This window comes from Kluyvera sichuanensis, assembly GCF_014218705.1.
In the GTDB taxonomy this organism is placed as follows: Bacteria; Pseudomonadota; Gammaproteobacteria; order Enterobacterales; family Enterobacteriaceae; genus Kluyvera; species Kluyvera sichuanensis.
In genome coordinates this window covers 21,519-41,206 of sequence record NZ_JABBJF010000016.1, presented here as the reverse complement: position 1 = coordinate 41,206, position 19,688 = coordinate 21,519, and the positions used below count along the sequence as shown (strand labels likewise).

Below are 19,688 nucleotides of genomic sequence, written 5' to 3'. Positions count from 1 at the left end.
ATGCAGTGAACGCGATTATAGGATAAAACGGCTCAGATCTTCATCTGCGACTAATGCATCCAGATGTTTGCTCACGTATTCCGCATCAATTGTGATGCTTTGTCCGTTGAGGTCGCTGGCGTCATAGGAGATATCTTCCATCAGACGTTCCAGCACCGTGTGCAGACGACGAGCACCGATGTTCTCGGTGGTTTCGTTAACCTGCCATGCCGCTTCGGCGATACGCTTGATACCGGATTCGGTGAACTCGATGTTCACGCCTTCGGTTGCCATCAGCGCTTTGTACTGAACGGTAACGGAGGCATTTGGCTCCGTCAGGATACGTTCGAAGTCGCTGGTGGTCAGCGCCTGTAGCTCTACGCGAATCGGCAGACGACCCTGCAGCTCAGGGATCAGGTCAGACGGCTTCGCCACCTGGAACGCGCCGGAGGCGATAAACAGGATGTGGTCAGTTTTGACCATACCGTGTTTGGTGGAGACGGTGCAGCCTTCAACCAGCGGCAGCAGGTCACGCTGTACGCCTTCACGGGAAACGTCCGGGCCGGAGGATTCGCCGCGCTTACAGATTTTGTCGATTTCGTCGATGAACACGATACCGTGCTGCTCAACAGCGTCGATCGCGTCCTGCTTCAGCTCTTCCGGGTTGACCAGCTTCGCCGCTTCTTCTTCAATCAACAGCTTCATCGCATCTTTGATTTTCAGCTTACGCGGTTTCTGTTTCTGGCCGCCCAAGTTCTGGAACATGGACTGCAGCTGGCTGGTCATCTCTTCCATGCCAGGAGGTGCCATGATTTCAACGCCCATCGGTGCCGCAGCGAGATCGATCTCAATCTCTTTGTCGTCCAGCTGGCCTTCACGCAGTTTTTTACGGAATGCCTGACGTGCAGCAGACGGCTCAGACGGCTGTTCAGCCTGGCCCCAGTTGTTTTTTGCCGGTGGGATCAGCACGTCGAGAATGCGCTCTTCCGCCATCTCTTCTGCGCGGTAGCGGTTTTTCTCGATAGACTGAACGCGTACCATTTTGATAGCAGAATCAGTCAGATCGCGGATGATAGAGTCCACTTCTTTACCCACATAGCCCACTTCGGTGAACTTGGTGGCTTCCACTTTGATGAACGGTGCGTTGGCAAGTTTCGCCAGACGACGGGCAATTTCGGTTTTACCAACGCCGGTTGGGCCGATCATCAGAATGTTTTTCGGCGTGACTTCGTGGCGCAGCTCTTCGTCGAGCTGCATACGACGCCAGCGGTTACGTAAGGCGATAGCCACGGAACGCTTAGCGGCGTCCTGACCGATGATGTGTTTGTTCAGCTCGCTGACAATTTCGCGTGGGGTCATTTCAGACATGGGAGATCCTTACGCCTTAGATGGTAATTCTTCGATGGTGTGGAAATGGTTGGTATAGATGCAGATATCACCTGCAATACTCAACGCTTTTTCAGCAATCTCACGTGCGCCAAGCTCGGTATTTTCCAGCAGGGCACGGGCAGCGGCCTGGGCGTACGGGCCGCCAGAGCCGATAGCAATCAGGTCGTTCTCTGGCTGCACCACATCACCATTACCGGTGATGATAAGCGACGCGGTTTCGTCCGCGACCGCCAGCAGGGCTTCCAGCTTGCGCAGCATACGGTCGGTACGCCAGTCTTTCGCCAGCTCAACGGCGGCTTTGACCAGATGGCCCTGGTGCATTTCCAGCTTACGTTCAAACAGTTCGAACAGCGTGAAGGCGTCCGCAGTGCCGCCCGCGAAGCCGGCGATCACTTTGTCGTTGTACAGACGGCGAACTTTTTTCACGTTGCCTTTCATGACGGTATTGCCCAACGTGGCCTGACCATCACCGGCGATTACGACGTGGCCGTTACGGCGAACACTTACTATTGTTGTCACGAGCAGACCCCTTTGTTGCAAATACGATATGTAGGGGCCCCGTATCGCGGTCACGCGTACGGGGCAGAATGTAAGTATAGATGGGGGGGTTTTTGGGGGTTTCAACCCCCGGAGGCGAGCCTAATGCAGTTTCCGTGACCTGCCAGCTTCAGACGGGCGATAGTGTTATCGACGTTCTCTTTGCCTTTGACCGGGCCGATGACCACGCGATTCCAGCCGTTGTTGGTGGTGATTCTGGAATCAAAGCCTTCAAACGCCAGCTGCGCACGAACGGTTTCCGCCTGCTCGGCACCTTTGAAGGAACCGCACTGCACCATCCAGCGGCGATCGTCTTTTTTCTCTGGCTTCGGCGGCGGCGTGACTTCACGCACTTCCGGGATACCGTTATTGCTCTGCGCTTTTGGCTGCGAGGCGGCGGTGTGCGCTGGCGTCTGCAACAGATCCTGATACGGCGCCTTGTTAGAGACCGTGGCCTTAGGTGGCTGCTGGGTCTGGGTTTGACGCGGTTGCTGAACCGGCGGCGCGGTGCGCGTTTGCGGCTGCTGCACAACCTGCTGCTGTGACCACTGCTGTTGCTGAGCCTGCTGCGCCAGACGCTGGCGCTGCAAGGTTTGCTGGCGCTGTTCCGGCGTTTGTTCGTTCCACGGCACTTCCGTCAGCTGTGTTGGCTGCTGGCGCATATCCGCCTGCATCTGGGCCAACAGCTGGCGCTGCTCGTCGGTAAGCTGATTCGGGTTGATCACTTCTCCGCCTGCTGACGGTTCGGTTGGCGCACGCACGCCTGGCTGGCGACTTTCCAGCTCTTTGATATAGCGCCAGCGCTCTTCCGGTTTCGGCGGAAGGCCGTTCCCGGTTACCTGACGGCCCTGGAGCGCTTCGGACTCTTCTTTTTTATGATGCGTGATGAAGTACAAACCGCCGATAAAGGCGACGACGACTGCAGCAGCAATCGCCACCATGGCAGGAGAGACGGCCGGAAAGTTACTTTGTTTTTTCCGTGTATTCCGTGAAGCGCTGTTCTTGCGCCGCGAAGGTGCCTGTTGGCTGCGGCGTACATAGTCTCGTTGTGCCACTATCGTTTCGCTGTCTTTTTCCGTTAGTTAGCCCGACATGTTACTTAAGCGACGGGGCTTTGACCAGACAAGCAAGTCTTAAAGCTCCCGGCTTTACATCAAATTTTGCTTGTGCTGCCGCGAATGATCAGTTCGCAATCAAGTAGACGCGAACCGCTATCAACAAACTGCCCGCTCAGCTGGTTCAGCAGCAGCAGCATGGCTTCACGACCAATATCAAAACGCGGCTGGGCAACTGTGGTGAGCGGCGGGTCGCAAAACTCTGCCAGTGAAATGTTATCGAAGCCAATAATGGACAGATCGTCCGGCACTTTCAGCCCCTGACGTTTAGCGTAAGAGAGCGCGCCGAGCGCCATAATATCGCTGTGGCAGAAGATGGCGGTAGGTGGTTGCGGCAGCGCCAGCAGCTGTTCCAGCGCGTTAGCACCGGCTTCGTAGGTGAAGTTGCCGCGGGCAATGTAGTGAGGGTCGACGGTGATACCACAGCGACGTAGCGCCTGCACGTAGCCTTGCAGACGATAATGGCACAGCGGCATCTCTTCCGGCCCGGCGATACAGGCGATGCGCTGGTGGCCGAGTTCGTGAAGATAGTTAACGGCATCGAACGAGGCGGTGAGGTTGTCGATATGTACCGTAGGCAGCCCCAGCTCCGGAGCAAATTCGTTAGCCATCACCATCGGCGGCAGGTTGCGCTGCTCTTCAATACTGGCATCAAACGGCAGACGCGAGCCCAGCAGCAGCATGCCGTCAATTTGCTTGGTGATGATTAAATCGATGAAGGTTTTTTCCTGCTGGTTCTGATGCGCGCAGTCGCCAATCAGTACCAGGTAGCCCTGTGCTGCGGCGGTGACCTCGATCCCGCGGATCACTTCGCTAAAGAAGGGATCGCAGATATCCGGGACGATGACCAGAATCGTGCGCGATTCATTACGCTTCATGTTACGCCCCTGCATCTGCGGGAGGTAACCCACTTCCAGGGCGGCCTGCTCAACGCGGTTACGCGTCGCCTGCGAGACTTTCTCGGGGTTCATCAATGCACGAGATACGGTTGCCGTAGAGACATTCGCTTGTAGGGCAACATCCTTCATGGTTGCGGCAACAACCGGTTTTTTAGCCTTCACCTGATTTTCTCCTCGCTAACTGGCGCAGGCACGTCCTATGTGACCTGACATCTGACACACTTTTATCAGATAGTTAGGGGGATCCGTTACAGAATTTTCATCAGAAATGTGATGTTTGTTTGATTTCTAGATCCGGCTCGCAACTCTGCATTAACCTTCGATAGGGTCAACGTCGAGAACCCACTTCACCTTACGGGATTCCGGCAGCGTATTGATAAGCGCCAGACTGGCCGTGACGATGTGCTGCAGGCGAATGCGTGAGGGATGTTGCAGCAGTATCTGCCAGCGGTAGCGGCCGCCGCGCTTCGGCGCTAACGCCGGAACCGGGCCAATCACCCACAGCTTTTCGTCCGCCAGCGGGCTGGCCTGTATCAGATTACGCAACTGCTGCAGGAACACCGGTGCCTGCTGGTTGTTATGATCTTCAGCGCGAATCAGCACATGGCTGGTGTACGGCGGCAGCTGCATGGTCTGGCGTTCGGCCAGCGCCTGCTCGGCAAAGGCGTTATAGCCTTTATAGAGCAGCGTTTGCAGCAGCGGGTGGTCAGGATGGTGCGTCTGCAGAACCACTTCGCCCTGCTTACCCGCACGCCCCGCGCGGCCAGAGACCTGGGTATAAAGTTGGGCAAAGCGTTCCGCCGAGCGGAAATCGGCGGAGAAGAGCGCGCCGTCAACGTCCAGCAGGGCTACCAGCGTCACGTCCGGGAAGTGGTGGCCTTTCGCCAGCATCTGGGTGCCAATCAGGATACGCGCGCCGCCGCGATGGACTTCCGCCAGATGCTGCTCCAGCGCACCTTTGCGGCTGGTGGTATCGCGGTCGATACGTGATAGCGGCACGCCGGGGAACATCGGCGCCAGCACCTGCTCCAACTGTTCCGTTCCCAGACCCACCGGCACCATGTGCGTCGAGCCGCAGGAAGGGCACTGGCGCGGGATCGGACGCTGGCTGTCGCAGTGGTGACAGCGCAGATGATGCTGTGCCTGGTGCAGGGTGTAGTAACTGTCGCAACGCGGGCATTCGGCAATCCAGCCGCAGTCGTGGCACAGCAGCGTAGGCGCGAATCCCCGGCGGTTGAGGAACAAAATAACCTGGTTGTCGGCCTGCAAATGCTGACGCATGCGGTTGATCAGCGCCGGTGAGAGCCCGGCCTGTAGCTGCTGACCTTTTAAATCGAGCACGTGCTGCGTTGCCGGGCGTGCGTTGCCCGCGCGGCGAGTTAAACGTAGCAGGTGATATTTATGCTGGCGTACGTTGAGCAATGTCTCCAGCGCTGGCGTGGCCGAACCGAGAATTATCGGGATCTGTTCGCTGTGGGCGCGCCATACCGCGAGGTCGCGGGCGTGATAACGCCAACCTTCCTGCTGTTTATAGGAGCTATCGTGCTCTTCGTCGATGACGATCACGCCGAGATTCTTAAACGGTGTAAACAGCGAGGAGCGGGTGCCAATGACAATCGCGGCTTCGCCGCTCTTTGCCTTGAGCCAGGCGGCCATACGTTCGCTGTCGTTCAGCGCCGAGTGCAGCACTTCGACAGGCGCATTAAAGCGCTCGCGGAAGCGCGCGATGGTTTGCGGCGTCAGGCCGATTTCCGGCACCATCACCAGCGCCTGTTTGCCCTGCGCCAGCACGTTTTCCAGCACGCTAAGATAGACTTCCGTCTTCCCGGAGCCAGTGATCCCTTCCAGCAGCCAGGCGGAGAACGCATCGGACGCGCTATGAATCGCGCCTACCGCCGTGGCCTGCTCGGTGTTGAGCCGCAGGCGTTCGCCCGGTACCGAGTAGCCGGTGCGCCAATCGGTGGTTTCCGGCGCAATGCTGCCCAGCTCGCAAAGCCCTTTGGTACGCAGCGACTGCATCGCGCTTTCATTAAATTCCAGCTCCGCCACCTGGTGACGCCAGATTTTACCCTGACGCAGCGCGGCCAACGCCTGTTGCTGCTTTGGTGAGCGCTTGAGCGTGTTGATATCGACGGCCTGACCCTGCTCGGTGGCAAACCAGAACCACTGCGGCGTCGCGCTGGCGGGTTTGCCCTGACGCAGCAGAATTGGCAGCGCGTGGAACAGCACATCGCCAATTGGGTGATGATAATAGTCCGCCGCCCAAAGCAGCAGTCGCCAGACGGAGGTAGAAAAGACCGGCTCGCCGTCCAGCACCTCAATCACCGCTTTCAGTTCATCGCGCGGGAGTTCGCTGCTTTCGTTGACCGAGACCACGATGCCAACGCGCTCTTGTTTGCCAAACGGCACGCGCACGCGACAGCCCGCTTTAGCGCTGAAAGCGTCAGGCAGCAGGTAGTCGAACGTACGGGGCAATGGAACAGGCAGGGCAACGTGAGCAACGGGCATGTTTTCTTCCTGACTTGAAATCTGGCGAGACAGTATACACATTGTAGGAGTGCGGATCAGTTTGCATCTGCTGGTCAAATTCTGTATGATTCGCCGCCTTTGATACATCTTTGTATCACTGACCTATACTATTAACATCGCGTGGTGTCTGGCGTTAGGGCTGGAAGAGCGACGCGGCCTTAACCGAGGTTTTCCCCATGAAAAAAGATATTCACCCGAAATACGAAGAAATTACTGCAACTTGTTCTTGCGGTAACATCATGAAAATCCGCTCTACCGTAGGTCACGATCTGAACCTGGACGTGTGCGGTAAATGCCACCCGTTCTATACTGGCAAGCAGCGTGATGTTGCTACCGGTGGCCGTGTTGACCGCTTCAACAAGCGCTTCAGCATCCCAGGCAGCAAGTAAGTTGCCTAACGAAAAAAGCGCCTCAGGGCGCTTTTTTTGTCTCTGAATTTCGGCAGTCGCCATTTTTTTTGTGATGTGCGTCACGAAAATATTGCACCGCACTGCGGATAAGCTTATTATTTGCCCATCAAACGACCACAAAATAACGATGGGTAAAGGTGTGACTATGCTGACCGCAATCAAAAACGTTTTTGTTTCTTACCTGATCTCTATGTCTGAACTGCATCCTGAAGTAACACGCTTCTAAGACGCTGAAAAAATTCGAAAAAAAAAGCAGAAATTACTTTCTGCTTTTTTTATGCCTGCCAATCAGTATTCCCACGTCTCCGGGTCAATCCCCAGCTCACGCATAATTTCTTTTGCCGCTTCCGGAATTTCATCGCTGCGCTCTTTACGCAGGTCTTCATCGTTAGGTAACGGTTGACCGGTAAATGCATGCAGGAACGCTTCACACAGCAGTTCGCTGTTGGTGGCGTGACGCAGGTTGTTCACCTGACGACGCGTGCGTTCATCGGTGAGGATCTTCAACACCTTCAGAGGAATGGAAACCGTAATTTTTTTTACTTGCTCACTCTTCTTACCGTGCTCAGCGTATGGGCTGATATATTCGCCGCTCCATTCAGCCATGAGATACCTTTAATCCTCTAGTCATAAGTTAACAGGCCGGGTTACGGCCGTGATCGCGCGTAGTTTACCGTAGAGAGGCCTGATGTGACACGAGCTTAGGCTTCGCAGATGTGCGCTAATGCGTATAATTTTAACGGCTATTTGCCAATAGCTCAATCTATACGCAAAGAAGTTTAGAAGTCTAGATGTATTGACGGCTATGGCAACAATGTTTACTCTGGGGTCTGACTTTTCACAGACCTTGCCAGGAACGAATCCTCATGACCCGTAAACAGGCCACCATCGCAGTGCGTAGCGGATTAAATGACGACGAGCAGTATGGTTGTGTTGTCCCGCCCATTCATCTTTCCAGTACCTATAACTTTACCGGCTTTAACGAGCCGCGTGCGCATGACTACTCTCGTCGCGGCAACCCGACGCGTGACGTGGTTCAGCGGGCGCTGGCCGAGCTGGAAGGGGGCGCAGGCGCGGTTCTGACCAACACGGGCATGTCGGCGATTCACCTGGTAACCACCGTATTCCTCAAGCCTGGCGACCTGCTGGTGGCGCCACACGACTGCTACGGCGGCAGCTACCGTCTGTTCGACAGCCTGGCTAAACGCGGCTGCTATCGCGTGCTGTTTGTCGATCAGGGCAATGATGAAGCGTTAAAAGCGGCGCTGGCTGAAAAACCGAAGCTGGTGCTGGTGGAAAGCCCAAGCAACCCGCTGCTGCGCGTGGTGGATATTGCGAAAATCTGCCAGCTGGCGCGTGAAGCTGGCGCGACGAGCGTGGTGGATAACACCTTCCTGAGCCCGGCGCTGCAAAATCCGCTGGCGCTGGGCGCGGATCTGGTCCTGCACTCCTGTACCAAATACCTGAACGGTCACTCTGACGTGGTGGCGGGTGTGGTGATTGCAAAAGATCCTGAAACGGTCACGGAACTGGCATGGTGGGCGAATAATATCGGCGTCACCGGCGGCGCGTTCGACAGCTATCTGCTGCTGCGCGGTCTGCGCACGCTGGTACCACGTATGGACGTGGCGCAGCGCAATGCCCAGGCGATTGTCGACTTCCTGAAAACCCAGCCGCTGGTGAAAAAGCTGTATCATCCTTCTCTGCCGGATAACCAGGGGCATGAAATTGCCGCTCGCCAGCAGAAAGGTTTTGGTGCGATGCTGAGCTTTGAACTGAACGGTGATGAACAGACGCTGCGTCGCTTCCTGAGCGGGCTGTCACTTTTCACGCTGGCGGAATCGCTGGGTGGGGTTGAAAGCCTGATTTCTCACGCGGCGACCATGACCCACGCGGGCATGGCCCCGGAAGCGCGCGCGGCCGCAGGTATTTCTGAGACGCTGCTGCGTATCTCAACCGGTATTGAAGATAGCCAGGACTTAATTGCCGATCTGGAAAATGGATTCCGGGTCGCAGCCGAGGGGTAAACATGAGTGTGATTGCGCAGGCAGGGGCGAATGAGCGTCAGCTGCATAAATTTGGTGGAAGTAGTCTGGCGGATGTGAAGTGTTACCTGCGCGTTGCCGGCATTATGACTGAGTACTCTCAGCCCGGCGATATGATGGTCGTTTCTGCCGCAGGGAGCACCACCAACCAGCTGATTAGCTGGCTGAAGCTCAGCCAGACCGATCGCCTTTCTGCGCATCAGGTTCAGCAGACGCTGCGCCGCTATCAGTCTGAGCTGATTAGCGGCCTGCTGCCTGCCGAAATTGCCGACTGCATGATCGCTGAGTTTATTCATGACCTGGAGCGTCTGGCCGAGCTTTTAGATAACGGCGTAAGCGACGCGGTGTATGCGGAGGTGGTTGGTCACGGTGAAGTGTGGTCAGCTCGTCTGATGGCGGAAGTCCTTAAGCTGCAAGGTCTGGACGCCGCATGGCTGGATGCGCGCGCGTTCTTACGCGCCGAGCGCTCCGCGCAGCCGCAGGTAGACGAAGGCCTCTCTTATCCGCTGCTGCAACAGCTTCTGGCACAGCATCCGGGTAAACGTCTGGTGGTGACCGGCTTTATCAGCCGCAACAACGCGGGTGAAACCGTGCTGCTGGGGCGTAACGGCTCGGACTACTCCGCGACGCAAATCGGCGCGCTGGCGGGGGTTTCCCGCGTCACCATCTGGAGCGACGTGGCCGGGGTGTACAGCGCCGACCCGCGTAAAGTCAAAGATGCCTGCCTGCTGCCGCTGCTGCGTCTGGATGAAGCCAGCGAGCTGGCACGTCTTGCCGCCCCGGTGCTGCACGCCCGTACGCTGCAGCCAGTTTCCGGCAGCGATATCAACCTGCAATTACGCTGTAGCTATTCGCCGGATCAGGGTTCGACGCGCATTGAGCGCGTGCTCGCTTCCGGCACCGGTGCGCGTATCGTCACCAGCCATGATGATGTCTGTCTGATTGAGTTCCGCGTTCCGGCAAGCCAGGACTTTAAGCTGGCGCATAAAGAAATCGACCAATTACTTAAGCGCGCACAGATTCGCCCACTGGCGGTAGGCGTGCACGCTGACCATAAGCTGCTGCAGTTCTGCTACACCTCAGAAGTGGCCGACAGTGCGCTGAAAATTCTTGATGAAGCGGGCCTGCCTGGCGAGCTTCGCCTGCGTCAGGGTCTGGCGCTGGTGGCGATGGTGGGCGCGGGCGTCACCCGTAACCCGCTGCACTGCCACCGTTTCTGGCAGCAGCTGAAAGGCCAGCCGGTTGAGTTTACCTGGCAGTCGGAAGAGGGCATCAGCCTGGTCGCCGTGCTGCGCGCGGGGCCAACCGAAAGCCTGATCCAGGGCCTGCACCAGTCGCTGTTCCGCGCGGAAAAGCGTATCGGCCTGATGCTGTTCGGCAAGGGCAACATTGGTTCCCGCTGGCTGGAGCTGTTTGCCCGTGAGCAGAGCACGCTCTCTGCCCGCACCGGCTTTGAGTTTGTGCTGGCCGGGGTGGTGGATAGTCGCCGCAGCCTGCTGAACTATGAAGGGCTGGATGCCAGCCGCGCGCTGGCCTTCTTCGACGATGAAGCTATTGAACAGGATGAAGAGTCACTGTTCCTGTGGATGCGCGCCCACCCGTACGACGATCTCGTGGTGCTGGACGTGACCGCCAGCCCGCAGTTGGCCGATCAGTATCTTGATTTCGCCAGCCACGGTTTCCACGTGATCAGCGCCAACAAACTGGCCGGGGCCAGCAGCAGCGATAAATATCGCCAGATACACGACGCGTTCGATAAAACTGGCCGCCACTGGCTGTATAACGCGACCGTCGGCGCAGGTCTGCCGGTGAACCACACTGTGCGTGATTTGATCGATAGCGGCGACAGCATTCTGGCCATTAGCGGTATCTTCTCCGGCACGCTCTCCTGGCTGTTCCTGCAGTTCGACGGCAGCGTGCCGTTTACCGAGCTGGTGGATCAGGCCTGGCAGCAGGGGCTGACCGAGCCCGATCCGCGCGTCGACCTTTCCGGTAAAGACGTGATGCGCAAGCTAGTGATTCTGGCGCGCGAAGCGGGCTACGACATCGAGCCGGATCAGGTCCGCGTAGAGTCTCTGGTGCCTGCGCACTGCGAAGAGGGCTCAATCGACCACTTCTTTGAAAATGGCGATGAGCTGAACGAGCAGATGCTCCAGCGCCTGGAAGCGGCGCAGGAGATGGGTCTGGTGCTGCGCTACGTGGCGCGATTCGATGCTAACGGTAAAGCCCGCGTCGGCGTGGAAGCCGTGCGTCAGGAGCACCCGCTGGCGTCTTTGCTGCCATGCGATAACGTCTTTGCGATTGAGAGCCGCTGGTACCGCGATAACCCGCTGGTGATTCGCGGGCCGGGCGCCGGTCGCGATGTGACGGCTGGGGCAATTCAGTCGGATATTAACCGTCTGGCGCAGTTACTGTAGCTTTGGTTGCCGGATGGCGCTGCGCCGTCCGGCACCTCTCTCAGGCTGACTCGCGCGTCACCAACTGACCGGAAAGCGTAATCGACTGATTCTCTAACGCAGGCTCTTTGAGTTTGCGGATCATCAGCGTTGCCGCCTGCCGCCCGCTCTCTTCGCTGGCGGAAGAGACATAGGTAAAGGCCGGTGAGGTGAGGTTGATGTGCAGCATATCTTCAAAGCCAATCAGCGCGACCTGCTGCGTCAGAAAGACATCTTTACCTACCGTACGCCCCACCTTATGAATCCCATCAATACAGCCGATTAGGGCATCCGGTGAATGACAGAGCAGCGCGGTAATGGCGTTGTTATTTTCCAGCAGTTGGCGCGTGGCTACGCTTGCAGCATAGGTATCATTGCCGCAGGCAGGGCTGAACTCTTCGCGATAGCCGATCCCAAGGCGGGTGAGGGTACTGCGAAAGCCCATCAGACGCTGCTGGCGGATGAGATCGTTTTCCAGGCCACCGAGATAGGCAATATAGCGATGACCGCGCTCCAGCAGATAGCGTGTCGCCAGGCTGGCCGCCTGTTGGTTATCGCGCAGCACTCGGTTGCACTCGTCTTTAATCGGCGACTGCGAGACGACGACCAGCGGCAGCGGGCACTGGCGAATTTGCGCAGGCAGAGTGTCGCTGCGGACATCGGATGCCAGATAAATCACACCGGCAACGCCTTGCTGCTTAAACGACAGCAGGCAGCGCTCGAGGTGTTCATGTTCGTTTAGCGGTTGGCCGAGAAAGACCATGTAGCCCTGCGCTTCCAACTCCTGCACGATGCTTGCCATCACTTTGATGGAAAAGCTGTCGCTGAAGTCGCGGAGGATCAGACCAATCAGGTTAGAGGTATTCGAACGGAGGTTAGCGGCGGCGACGTTGTGAACGTAGCCCAGCTCATGAATGGCGGTCTGCACTTTTTCGATGGTGGCATCGGAGATTTTGCCTTTCTGGCGAAGCACCAGCGACACGGTGGAGACGGAAACGCCCGCCCGTTTTGCCACATCAATTATGCTGACCTTCTTCAAAAATCACTCCCTGAGCCGCTACGTCATTTGCAGAAAACAAAGAGGCTCCCATCAGGGACGGGAACCTCCAACCGCTTATAATCTTATGATTATTTGCCAATCATCGTCGACATGGTTTCCGCGATAAATTGCGCTCGCGCGCCAAATATCACCTGAATGCCGTGATCGCCGACGAAAACGACCCCGCGAGCACCGATATTATTCAGCCCATCTTTGTCCACCGGCCCTTTATCCGCCACTTCAAGACGCAGGCGGGTAATGCAGGAGCCTACGGACGCGATGTTATGTTCGCCGCCCAGCAGGTCGATAATTTCCGTTGCCAGGTCTTCATCAGTTTTGTCGTTGGCGCTGACCGTGGTTTCCGTGCGGCCCGGCGTTTTGACGTCGAAACGGCGAATCACAAAGCGGAAAGTGAAGTAGTAAATCAGCCCCATCGGAATACCGACGATAATCGCATTCAGGAAGTTGGTCTGATAGCCGTTGAACGACGGCAGGATCCCGAAGGAGATGTAGTCGATAAGCCCGGCCGAGAACGACTTGGCGATATGCGCATGCAGCAGGTACATCACCATGTAGGAGAGACCGGCCATGATGGCGTTGAAGACGTAGAGAATCGGCGCCACAAAGATAAAGGTGAACTCAACCGGTTCGGTGATCCCGGTCAGGAAGCAGGTCAGCGCGGCGGAGAACAGGATACCGGCGGCGATTTTTTTATTCTTGGTATGTGCTTCATGGTACATCGCCAGACAGGCAGCAGGCAGCGCGAACAGCATCAGCGGGAACTCGCCCTGCATGAATTTACCGGCGTTCTGGTAGGTATCGCTGCTGAAGGATTTCACCCCTTCTTCCAGCATTTTGAACCAGATAGTCTGGTCACCGTGGATCACCTGACCGGCGTGGGTGGTGTAGTCGCCGAAGGAGTACCAGAAAGACGGATACCAGATGTGGTGCAGGCCAAGCGGAATCAGCGCACGTTCAACCAGACCGAAGATAAAGGTCGAGGCCGCCTGGTTATCACCGTTGATCACCACCGACAGCGCGTCGATACCCGCCTGAATGTGCTGCCAGATGTACGGCAGAATCAAGCCGAGGGCGAACGATAGCAGCGCGGTGGCAATCGCCACGAAGCGTTTGCCGGAGAAGAAGCCAAGGAATTCAGGCAGCTGCATTTTGTGGAAGCGGTTAAAGCACCACGCTGCCAGGATGCCACAAATCAGGCCGCCAAAGACGCCCATCTGCAGGGTAGGAATACCCACCACCATGGCGTATTTCCCGCCTTGTGCCGCCATTTCCGGCGTAATGCCAAGCACGGTACTAATGGTGATGTTGGTAACAAACACGGAGACGGCGGCAGATAGCGCCGCGATGCCAGATTCGGAGGCCAGGCCGACGGCAGAGCCGATGGCAAACAGCATTGGCAGGTTGTCGAAGATAATCCCACCGGCGTTCATCATCAGCGGCAGATGGAATTTATCCCCGAACGCCAGCAGCAAGCCCGCAGCGGGCAGAAGCGAGATCGGCAGCATCAGCGCACGGCCAATCATCGACAGTTTGGAAAGCGATTTAACAACACTTTGAATCAGACTCATACTGATTTCCCCCGATAGACGCCTCTTCGTGCGTGCTTTTAGTAACCCTGTTTATATTAGGTATAACGTTATAGTAGAACGTTCTACTTATCGTGAAACAAGTCATTAACGTCTGCAATGGAATTTTTGCGTAGTAGGCAGATGCGTGAAAAATATGAGATCTAGTTCTCAAATTTTATGCCATAGTGAAAGTGTGGTTAATGTGACCAGACGGGGAGTGCGTGAGAGGGTAGCTAAACTATTTATGTGCGGAAAACGGCCTTCTGACAGCACAGCCTGCTCCATTCACCGTGGAGATGAATATTTTTCATCTTGATTGCAGAGAACTCACTTTTTACGCGGATTTTTCTATTGACGCCTGACTGCTTTTGGGGCATTTTTACATCCAGACGTCTAAACGGATAGATGTTTACAACACAACAATAATGACACGTGATTGATAGAGGTAAGGTATGAGCTTTTTTCACGCCAACCAGCGGGAAGCGCTGAATCAGAGTCTGGCCGAGGTTCAAGGGCAGATTAACGTTTCTTTCGAGTTTTTCCCGCCGCGCACCAGTGAAATGGAGCAAACCCTGTGGAACTCTATCGATCGCCTAAGCAGCCTGAAGCCGAAATTCGTCTCGGTCACTTACGGGGCCAACTCCGGTGAGCGCGACCGCACGCACAGTATTATTAAAGGCATTAAAGACCGCACCGGTCTGGAAGCCGTGCCGCACCTGACCTGCATTGATGCCACACGCGACGAACTGCGCGCCATTGCCCAGGACTACTGGAACAACGGCATCCGTCATATCGTCGCCCTGCGTGGTGACCTGCCACCGGGCAGCGGTAAACCAGAAATGTATGCCTCCGATCTGGTCACTTTGCTGAAAGACGTGGCGGATTTTGATATCTCCGTAGCGGCCTACCCGGAAGTGCATCCGGAAGCGAAGAGTGCCCAGGCGGACCTGCTGAACCTGAGACGTAAAGTGGAAGCCGGGGCAAACCGTGCTATCACCCAGTTCTTCTTCGACGTTGAAAGCTATCTGCGCTTTCGCGACCGCTGCGTGTCGGCGGGTATTGATGTAGAAATTATTCCGGGCATCCTGCCGGTCTCGAACTTCAAACAGGCGAAGAAATTTGCCGACATGACCAACGTGCGCATTCCTGCCTGGATGTCGACGATGTTCGATGGCCTGGACGATGATGCTGAAACCCGCAAGCTGGTGGGGGCCAACATCGCGATGGACATGGTTAAAATCCTGAGTCGTGAAGGGGTGAAAGATTTCCACTTCTACACGCTGAACCGTGCGGAAATGAGCTACGCCATTTGCCACACGCTGGGTGTGCGCCCGGCGTAATATTCTGCCGGATGGCGCTGCGCTTATCCGGCCTACGGTTCGTGTTCAAATACCCTGCTTAGACATAAGAAACTCCTTATATTTTGAGGGGTTTCTTATCATTTCTCCCGATCGATCACAGTCAACTACCCCTAAATTGTGTAAGGATAGGCTCGACCTGCGCAGAAATTCCTCTCTGACAAGGGAAAAATAAGAGGAATTAACTATCAAATCCGTGGGTCATTTCAGCTATAACTTATCAGCAGGGGTGTATATCTTAACGATAAATACTGTAAGGGAGCATAGTGATGAGCACGCCAGACGATATCCAGAACGCAGGTAAATGTCCTTTCCACCACGGTGGTGGTCACGATCAGAGCGCCGGCGCTGGCACCAGTAGCAAGGACTGGTGGCCGAAGCAGCTTCGCGTTGATCTACTTAATCAGCATTCCAATCGATCCAACCCGCTGGGTGAAGATTTCGATTATCGCAAAGAATTCAGCAAATTAGATTACTCCGCACTGAAGGGTGATATTCGTGCGCTGTTAACGGATTCGCAATCCTGGTGGCCTGCAGACTGGGGCAGCTATGTGGGGTTATTTATCCGCATGGCGTGGCACGGTGCGGGTACCTACCGTTCTACCGACGGTCGCGGCGGCGCAGGGCGCGGTCAACAGCGTTTCGCACCGCTGAACTCCTGGCCGGATAACGTGAGCCTGGATAAGGCGCGTCGTCTGCTGTGGCCAATCAAACAGAAATATGGGCAGAAAATCTCCTGGGCCGACTTGTATATCCTTGCGGGTAACGTGGCGCTGGAAAACTCTGGTTTCCGTACCTTTGGTTTTGGTGCCGGGCGTGAAGACGTGTGGGAACCGGATCAGGACGTAAACTGGGGTGATGAAAAAGCCTGGCTGGCGCACCGTGATCCGGAAGAGCTGGCGAAACGCCCGCTTGCGGCCACCGAAATGGGCCTTATCTACGTGAACCCGGAAGGGCCAAACGCCAGCGGTGAACCGCTGTCTGCGGCAGCGGCGATTCGCGCCACCTTCGGTAACATGGGGATGGACGACGAAGAGACCGTGGCGCTGATTGCCGGTGGTCACACGCTGGGTAAAACCCACGGCGCAGCCTCGGCTACGCACGTCGGTCCGGATCCGGAAGCGGCACCGATTGAATCTCAGGGCCTGGGCTGGGCAAACAGCTACGGCAGTGGTGTAGGTAAAGATGCCATCACCTCCGGTCTGGAAGTGGTCTGGACACAGACGCCTACCCAGTGGAGCAACTACTTCTTCGAGAACCTGTTCAAATACGAATGGGTGCAGACCCGCAGCCCGGCTGGCGCCATCCAGTTTGAAGCGGTAGATGCGCCGGACATCATTCCGGATCCGTTCGACCCGTCGAAAAAACGTAAGCCAACCATGCTGGTGACCGACCTGACGCTGCGCTTCGATCCGGACTTCGAGAAAATTTCTCGCCGCTTCCTGAACGACCCGCAGGCCTTTAACGAAGCCTTTGCCCGTGCGTGGTTCAAACTGACCCACCGTGATATGGGGCCAAAAGCGCGTTACATCGGGCCAGAAGTGCCACGTGAAGATCTGATTTGGCAGGATCCGCTGCCGCATGCGTTCTTCAACCCGACTGCCGAAGATATCGAAAGCCTGAAGGCTGAGATTGCGGCATCCGGCCTCTCCGTCGGTGAGCTGGTGTCGGTCGCCTGGGCTTCCGCTTCCACCTTCCGCGGCGGTGATAAGCGCGGTGGGGCGAACGGCGCACGTCTGGCGCTTGCGCCGCAGCGTGACTGGGAAGTGAACGCCACGGCGGCTCGCGTACTGCCGGTGCTGGAAGGCATCTATAAGTCAGCGCACAAAGCTTCTCTGGCCGATATTATCGTGCTGGCCGGTGTGGTGGGCGTTGAGCAGGCAGCGAAAGCGGCCGGCGTTGATATCAAGGTTCCGTTTACCCCAGGCCGCGTTGATGCGCGTCAGGATCAGACGGACATCGAGATGTTCGAGCTGCTCAAACCGCTTGCCGATGGTTTCCGTAACTATCGTGCGGCACCGGGTGAAGCGACCACGGAATCTCTGCTGATCGACAAAGCACAGTTGTTGACCCTGACCGCGCCGGAACTGACCGTACTGGTTGGTGGCATGCGCGTACTGGGTGCGAACTTCGACGGCAGCAACCACGGCGTCTTTACCGACAACGTGGGCGCGCTCAGCACTGACTTCTTCGTCAACCTGCTGGATATGCGCACCGAGTGGAAATCGACCGACGAAACGTCTGAGCTGTTTGAAGGCCGCGATCGTGCGAGCGGTGAGGTGAAATACACCGCCACGCGCGCTGACCTGGTCTTTGGCTCTAACGCCGTACTGCGTGCGCTGGCGGAGGTTTATGCCTCCAGCGATGCGAAAGAGAAGTTTGTGAAAGACTTCGTGGCGGCATGGGTGAAAGTGATGAACCTGGACCGTTTCGACCTGCTGTAAGGTGGGCGTGAAGGTATAAAAAATCCCCGCGAAAGCGGGGATTTTTGTTTGTGGGTTTAAGGTAGCCCGGACGAGACGCGTTAGCGGCGACTCCGGGGAGATCCCGGCGTCACTTCGTTCGGCCGGGCTACCTTATCTCATTACTCCCACTCGTGCAGAAAACGCTGCCCATACTGGTCAGCCACCAACAGCGCCGCGTAAACGCGGTCAGGGTCCGCGCCGCCCGGCATGTTGTGGATGGTCTCGCCTTCCGCACAGGCCGCTTCCGCCACCAGGCGCATTTTCGCCGGAATATCCTCTTTGATACTCAGCTGTGCCAGGGTGATTGGCAACCCAACGCTATGGCAAAGCGCCGCGACGGTTTCAATTTCCTCCACCGGCGCGTTTTCCAGCACCAGTTGGGTGAGGGTACCAAACGCGACTTTCTCACCGTGGTAGTAGTGGTGTGCGTCTGCAATTGCCGTCATGCCGTTATGAATGGCGTGCGCAGCCGCCAAACCACCGCTCTCGAAGCCGACGCCGCTCAGGTAGGTGTTAGCTTCAATGACGCGGTCCAGCGCTGGCGTCACCACGTGCTGCTCGGCGGCCAGCATGGCTTTCTCGCCTTCTTCAATCAGCGTGTTGTAGCAAAGCTCAGCGACCGCCAGCGCGGCCTGGGTGCATTTCCCGCCTGCCATGGTGGTGGCGCCGCTGCGCGAGCAGGCACGGGCTTCAAACCAGGTCGCCAGCGCATCGCCAATCCCAGCAGCCAGCAGGCGCGCAGGGGCACCGGCGACGATTTTGGTATCGACGATAACCATGTTCGGGTTGTGCGGCAGCATCAGGTAACGGTCGAATTCGCCATCATCGGTGTACAGCACGGAGAGTGCGCTGCACGGTGCATCGGTAGATGCGATGGTGGGAACAATCGCCACCGGCAGATTCATAAAGTGGGCCAGCGCTTTGGCCGTATCCAGCGTTTTCCCGCCGCCGATACCTAAAATGGCGCTGCATTTGGCGCTGTTCGCCACGTCCTGCAGACGGTTAACTTCGTTCTGTGAACATTCGCCGCCGAACGGCGCGATTTCAACGGACAGGCCCGCGCCGGTCAGGCTTTTGCGCAGCGTCTCTTCGGCAAATCCCAGCACGAATTTATCGCCGACGACCAGCCAGCTATTGGCCATTGGCTTCAGATAGTCACCTAGACGTGTGATAACGTCGGCACCCTGAATATACTTACCTGGTGATTGAATAATGCGATCCATACATTTCTCCTACAGGTTCAGATTCCCAAATGCGTTTTTCCAGTCTTGCTCAAACTTCTCAATAGCTGACTCTACTGCGGGTGTGCCGAGCATTTGTTGCGCTACATCTAAAGGAAGGGTGATGGCCTCACATCCTGCCAATAAACAGTCCAGCGCCTGACGTGGGGTTTTAAAGCTGGCTGCCAGCACTTTGCTTTCCGGCGCGTGCAGCTCCAGCAGCGATTGCAGCTCCTGCACCATGCGGATACCGTCACCGCCCTGGGCGTCAACGCGGTTGACGTACGGCGCCACGTATTTTGCCCCCGCCAGCGCGGCCAGCAGCCCCTGAGAGGCGCTGTAGACAGCGGTGCCAAGCGTTGGAATGCCCGCTTGTTTCAAAAGCTTAATCGCCGCCAGACCTTCGGCGGTGACCGGGACTTTCACCACGATGCCCGGCACGGCATCATTCAGCTTACGCGCTTCGGCCACCATACCTTCGGCGGTACGGCTCATGGTCTGGGCAAACAGCGTGCCGTTTTCACCCACGGCTTTTTTCAGCCGCGGCAGCACGTCCCAGATGGATTCGCGGCTGGCGGCCACGATGCTTGGGTTAGTGGTCACGCCGACAATCGGAAAAATACGGGCCAGACGTTCCACTTCCTGCACGTTGGCGGTATCCAGATACAGTTCCATGCTA

General features: G+C 56.8%; 15 protein-coding genes. 5 read left to right on the top strand and 10 right to left on the bottom strand.

Going from position 1 to position 19,688, the window contains the following annotated elements; translation table 11 throughout:
* Window positions 1–15 precede the first annotated feature (15 nt).
* From hslU to priA, 5 genes are all read right to left on the bottom strand, one after another.
* Window positions 16–1,347, bottom strand: a complete 1,332-nt coding sequence (hslU, locus tag HII27_RS15895; protein ID WP_185668811.1) for an HslU--HslV peptidase ATPase subunit — start codon at window positions 1,345–1,347, stop codon at window positions 16–18.
* Between the two features lie 9 nt (window positions 1,348–1,356).
* Window positions 1,357–1,887 carry an ATP-dependent protease subunit HslV gene (hslV, locus tag HII27_RS15890; protein WP_185668810.1) on the bottom strand — a complete coding sequence of 177 codons (531 nt, stop codon included), beginning with the start codon at window positions 1,885–1,887 and terminating at the stop codon, window positions 1,357–1,359.
* 101 nt (window positions 1,888–1,988) lie between these two features.
* On the bottom strand, window positions 1,989–2,960 hold the full coding sequence (ftsN, locus tag HII27_RS15885) for a cell division protein FtsN (RefSeq protein ID WP_185668809.1): 972 nt from the start codon (window positions 2,958–2,960) through the stop codon (window positions 1,989–1,991).
* Window positions 2,961–3,058: 98 nt separating this feature from the next.
* Window positions 3,059–4,081 carry a DNA-binding transcriptional regulator CytR gene (gene cytR, locus HII27_RS15880; protein WP_185668808.1) on the bottom strand — a complete coding sequence of 341 codons (1,023 nt, stop codon included), beginning with the start codon at window positions 4,079–4,081 and terminating at the stop codon, window positions 3,059–3,061.
* A 150-nt stretch (window positions 4,082–4,231) separates the two neighbouring features.
* Entirely contained in the window at window positions 4,232–6,427 is a 2,196-nt protein-coding gene (gene priA, locus HII27_RS15875; protein ID WP_185668807.1) for a primosomal protein N', read from the bottom strand.
* Window positions 6,428–6,624: 197 nt separating this feature from the next.
* Here priA and rpmE point away from each other — a divergent pair, with 197 nt between their 5' ends.
* Complete coding sequence (gene rpmE, locus HII27_RS15870) at window positions 6,625–6,837, top strand: 50S ribosomal protein L31 (RefSeq protein WP_185668806.1); 213 nt, start codon at window positions 6,625–6,627, stop codon at window positions 6,835–6,837.
* Window positions 6,838–7,146: 309 nt separating this feature from the next.
* Here the strand turns inward: rpmE and metJ are convergent, their stop codons facing one another.
* Window positions 7,147–7,464, bottom strand: a complete 318-nt coding sequence (gene metJ / locus HII27_RS15865) for a met regulon transcriptional regulator MetJ (RefSeq protein WP_012907792.1) — start codon at window positions 7,462–7,464, stop codon at window positions 7,147–7,149.
* Between the two features lie 260 nt (window positions 7,465–7,724).
* Between metJ and metB the strand changes: the two genes are divergently transcribed.
* Window positions 7,725–8,885 (top strand): cystathionine gamma-synthase, encoded by a 1,161-nt coding sequence (gene metB / locus HII27_RS15860; protein ID WP_185668805.1) that lies wholly within the window; start codon window positions 7,725–7,727, stop codon window positions 8,883–8,885.
* A 2-nt stretch (window positions 8,886–8,887) separates the two neighbouring features.
* Window positions 8,888–11,320: a bifunctional aspartate kinase/homoserine dehydrogenase II gene (locus HII27_RS15855; protein ID WP_185668804.1), complete on the top strand. Its 2,433-nt coding sequence runs from the start codon at window positions 8,888–8,890 to the stop codon at window positions 11,318–11,320.
* A gap of 40 nt (window positions 11,321–11,360) precedes the next feature.
* On the opposite strand, the gene malI is transcribed toward HII27_RS15855, so the two are convergent.
* Both malI and HII27_RS15845 read right to left on the bottom strand, forming a co-directional pair.
* Complete coding sequence (malI, locus tag HII27_RS15850) at window positions 11,361–12,377, bottom strand: Mal regulon transcriptional regulator MalI (protein ID WP_185668803.1); 1,017 nt, start codon at window positions 12,375–12,377, stop codon at window positions 11,361–11,363.
* 89 nt (window positions 12,378–12,466) lie between these two features.
* Window positions 12,467–13,966 carry a PTS transporter subunit EIIC gene (locus HII27_RS15845; protein WP_185668802.1) on the bottom strand — a complete coding sequence of 500 codons (1,500 nt, stop codon included), beginning with the start codon at window positions 13,964–13,966 and terminating at the stop codon, window positions 12,467–12,469.
* 452 nt (window positions 13,967–14,418) lie between these two features.
* On the opposite strand from HII27_RS15845, the gene metF reads away from it, so the two are divergent.
* Window positions 14,419–15,306 (top strand): methylenetetrahydrofolate reductase, encoded by an 888-nt coding sequence (metF, locus tag HII27_RS15840; RefSeq protein ID WP_185668801.1) that lies wholly within the window; start codon window positions 14,419–14,421, stop codon window positions 15,304–15,306.
* Between the two features lie 287 nt (window positions 15,307–15,593).
* A complete protein-coding gene (katG, locus tag HII27_RS15835) occupies window positions 15,594–17,768 on the top strand; it encodes a catalase/peroxidase HPI (RefSeq protein ID WP_185668800.1) in 2,175 nt (724 codons plus the stop codon).
* A 140-nt stretch (window positions 17,769–17,908) separates the two neighbouring features.
* Here katG and gldA read toward each other — a convergent pair whose 3' ends face one another.
* Both gldA and fsa read right to left on the bottom strand, forming a co-directional pair.
* Window positions 17,909–19,012: a bifunctional L-1,2-propanediol dehydrogenase/glycerol dehydrogenase gene (gene gldA / locus HII27_RS15830; protein WP_185668799.1), complete on the bottom strand. Its 1,104-nt coding sequence runs from the start codon at window positions 19,010–19,012 to the stop codon at window positions 17,909–17,911.
* Window positions 19,013–19,021: 9 nt separating this feature from the next.
* Window positions 19,022–19,684, bottom strand: coding sequence for a fructose-6-phosphate aldolase (gene fsa, locus HII27_RS15825; protein WP_185668798.1), 663 nt, complete (start codon window positions 19,682–19,684; stop codon window positions 19,022–19,024).
* Between the last annotated feature and the right edge of the window lie 4 nt (window positions 19,685–19,688).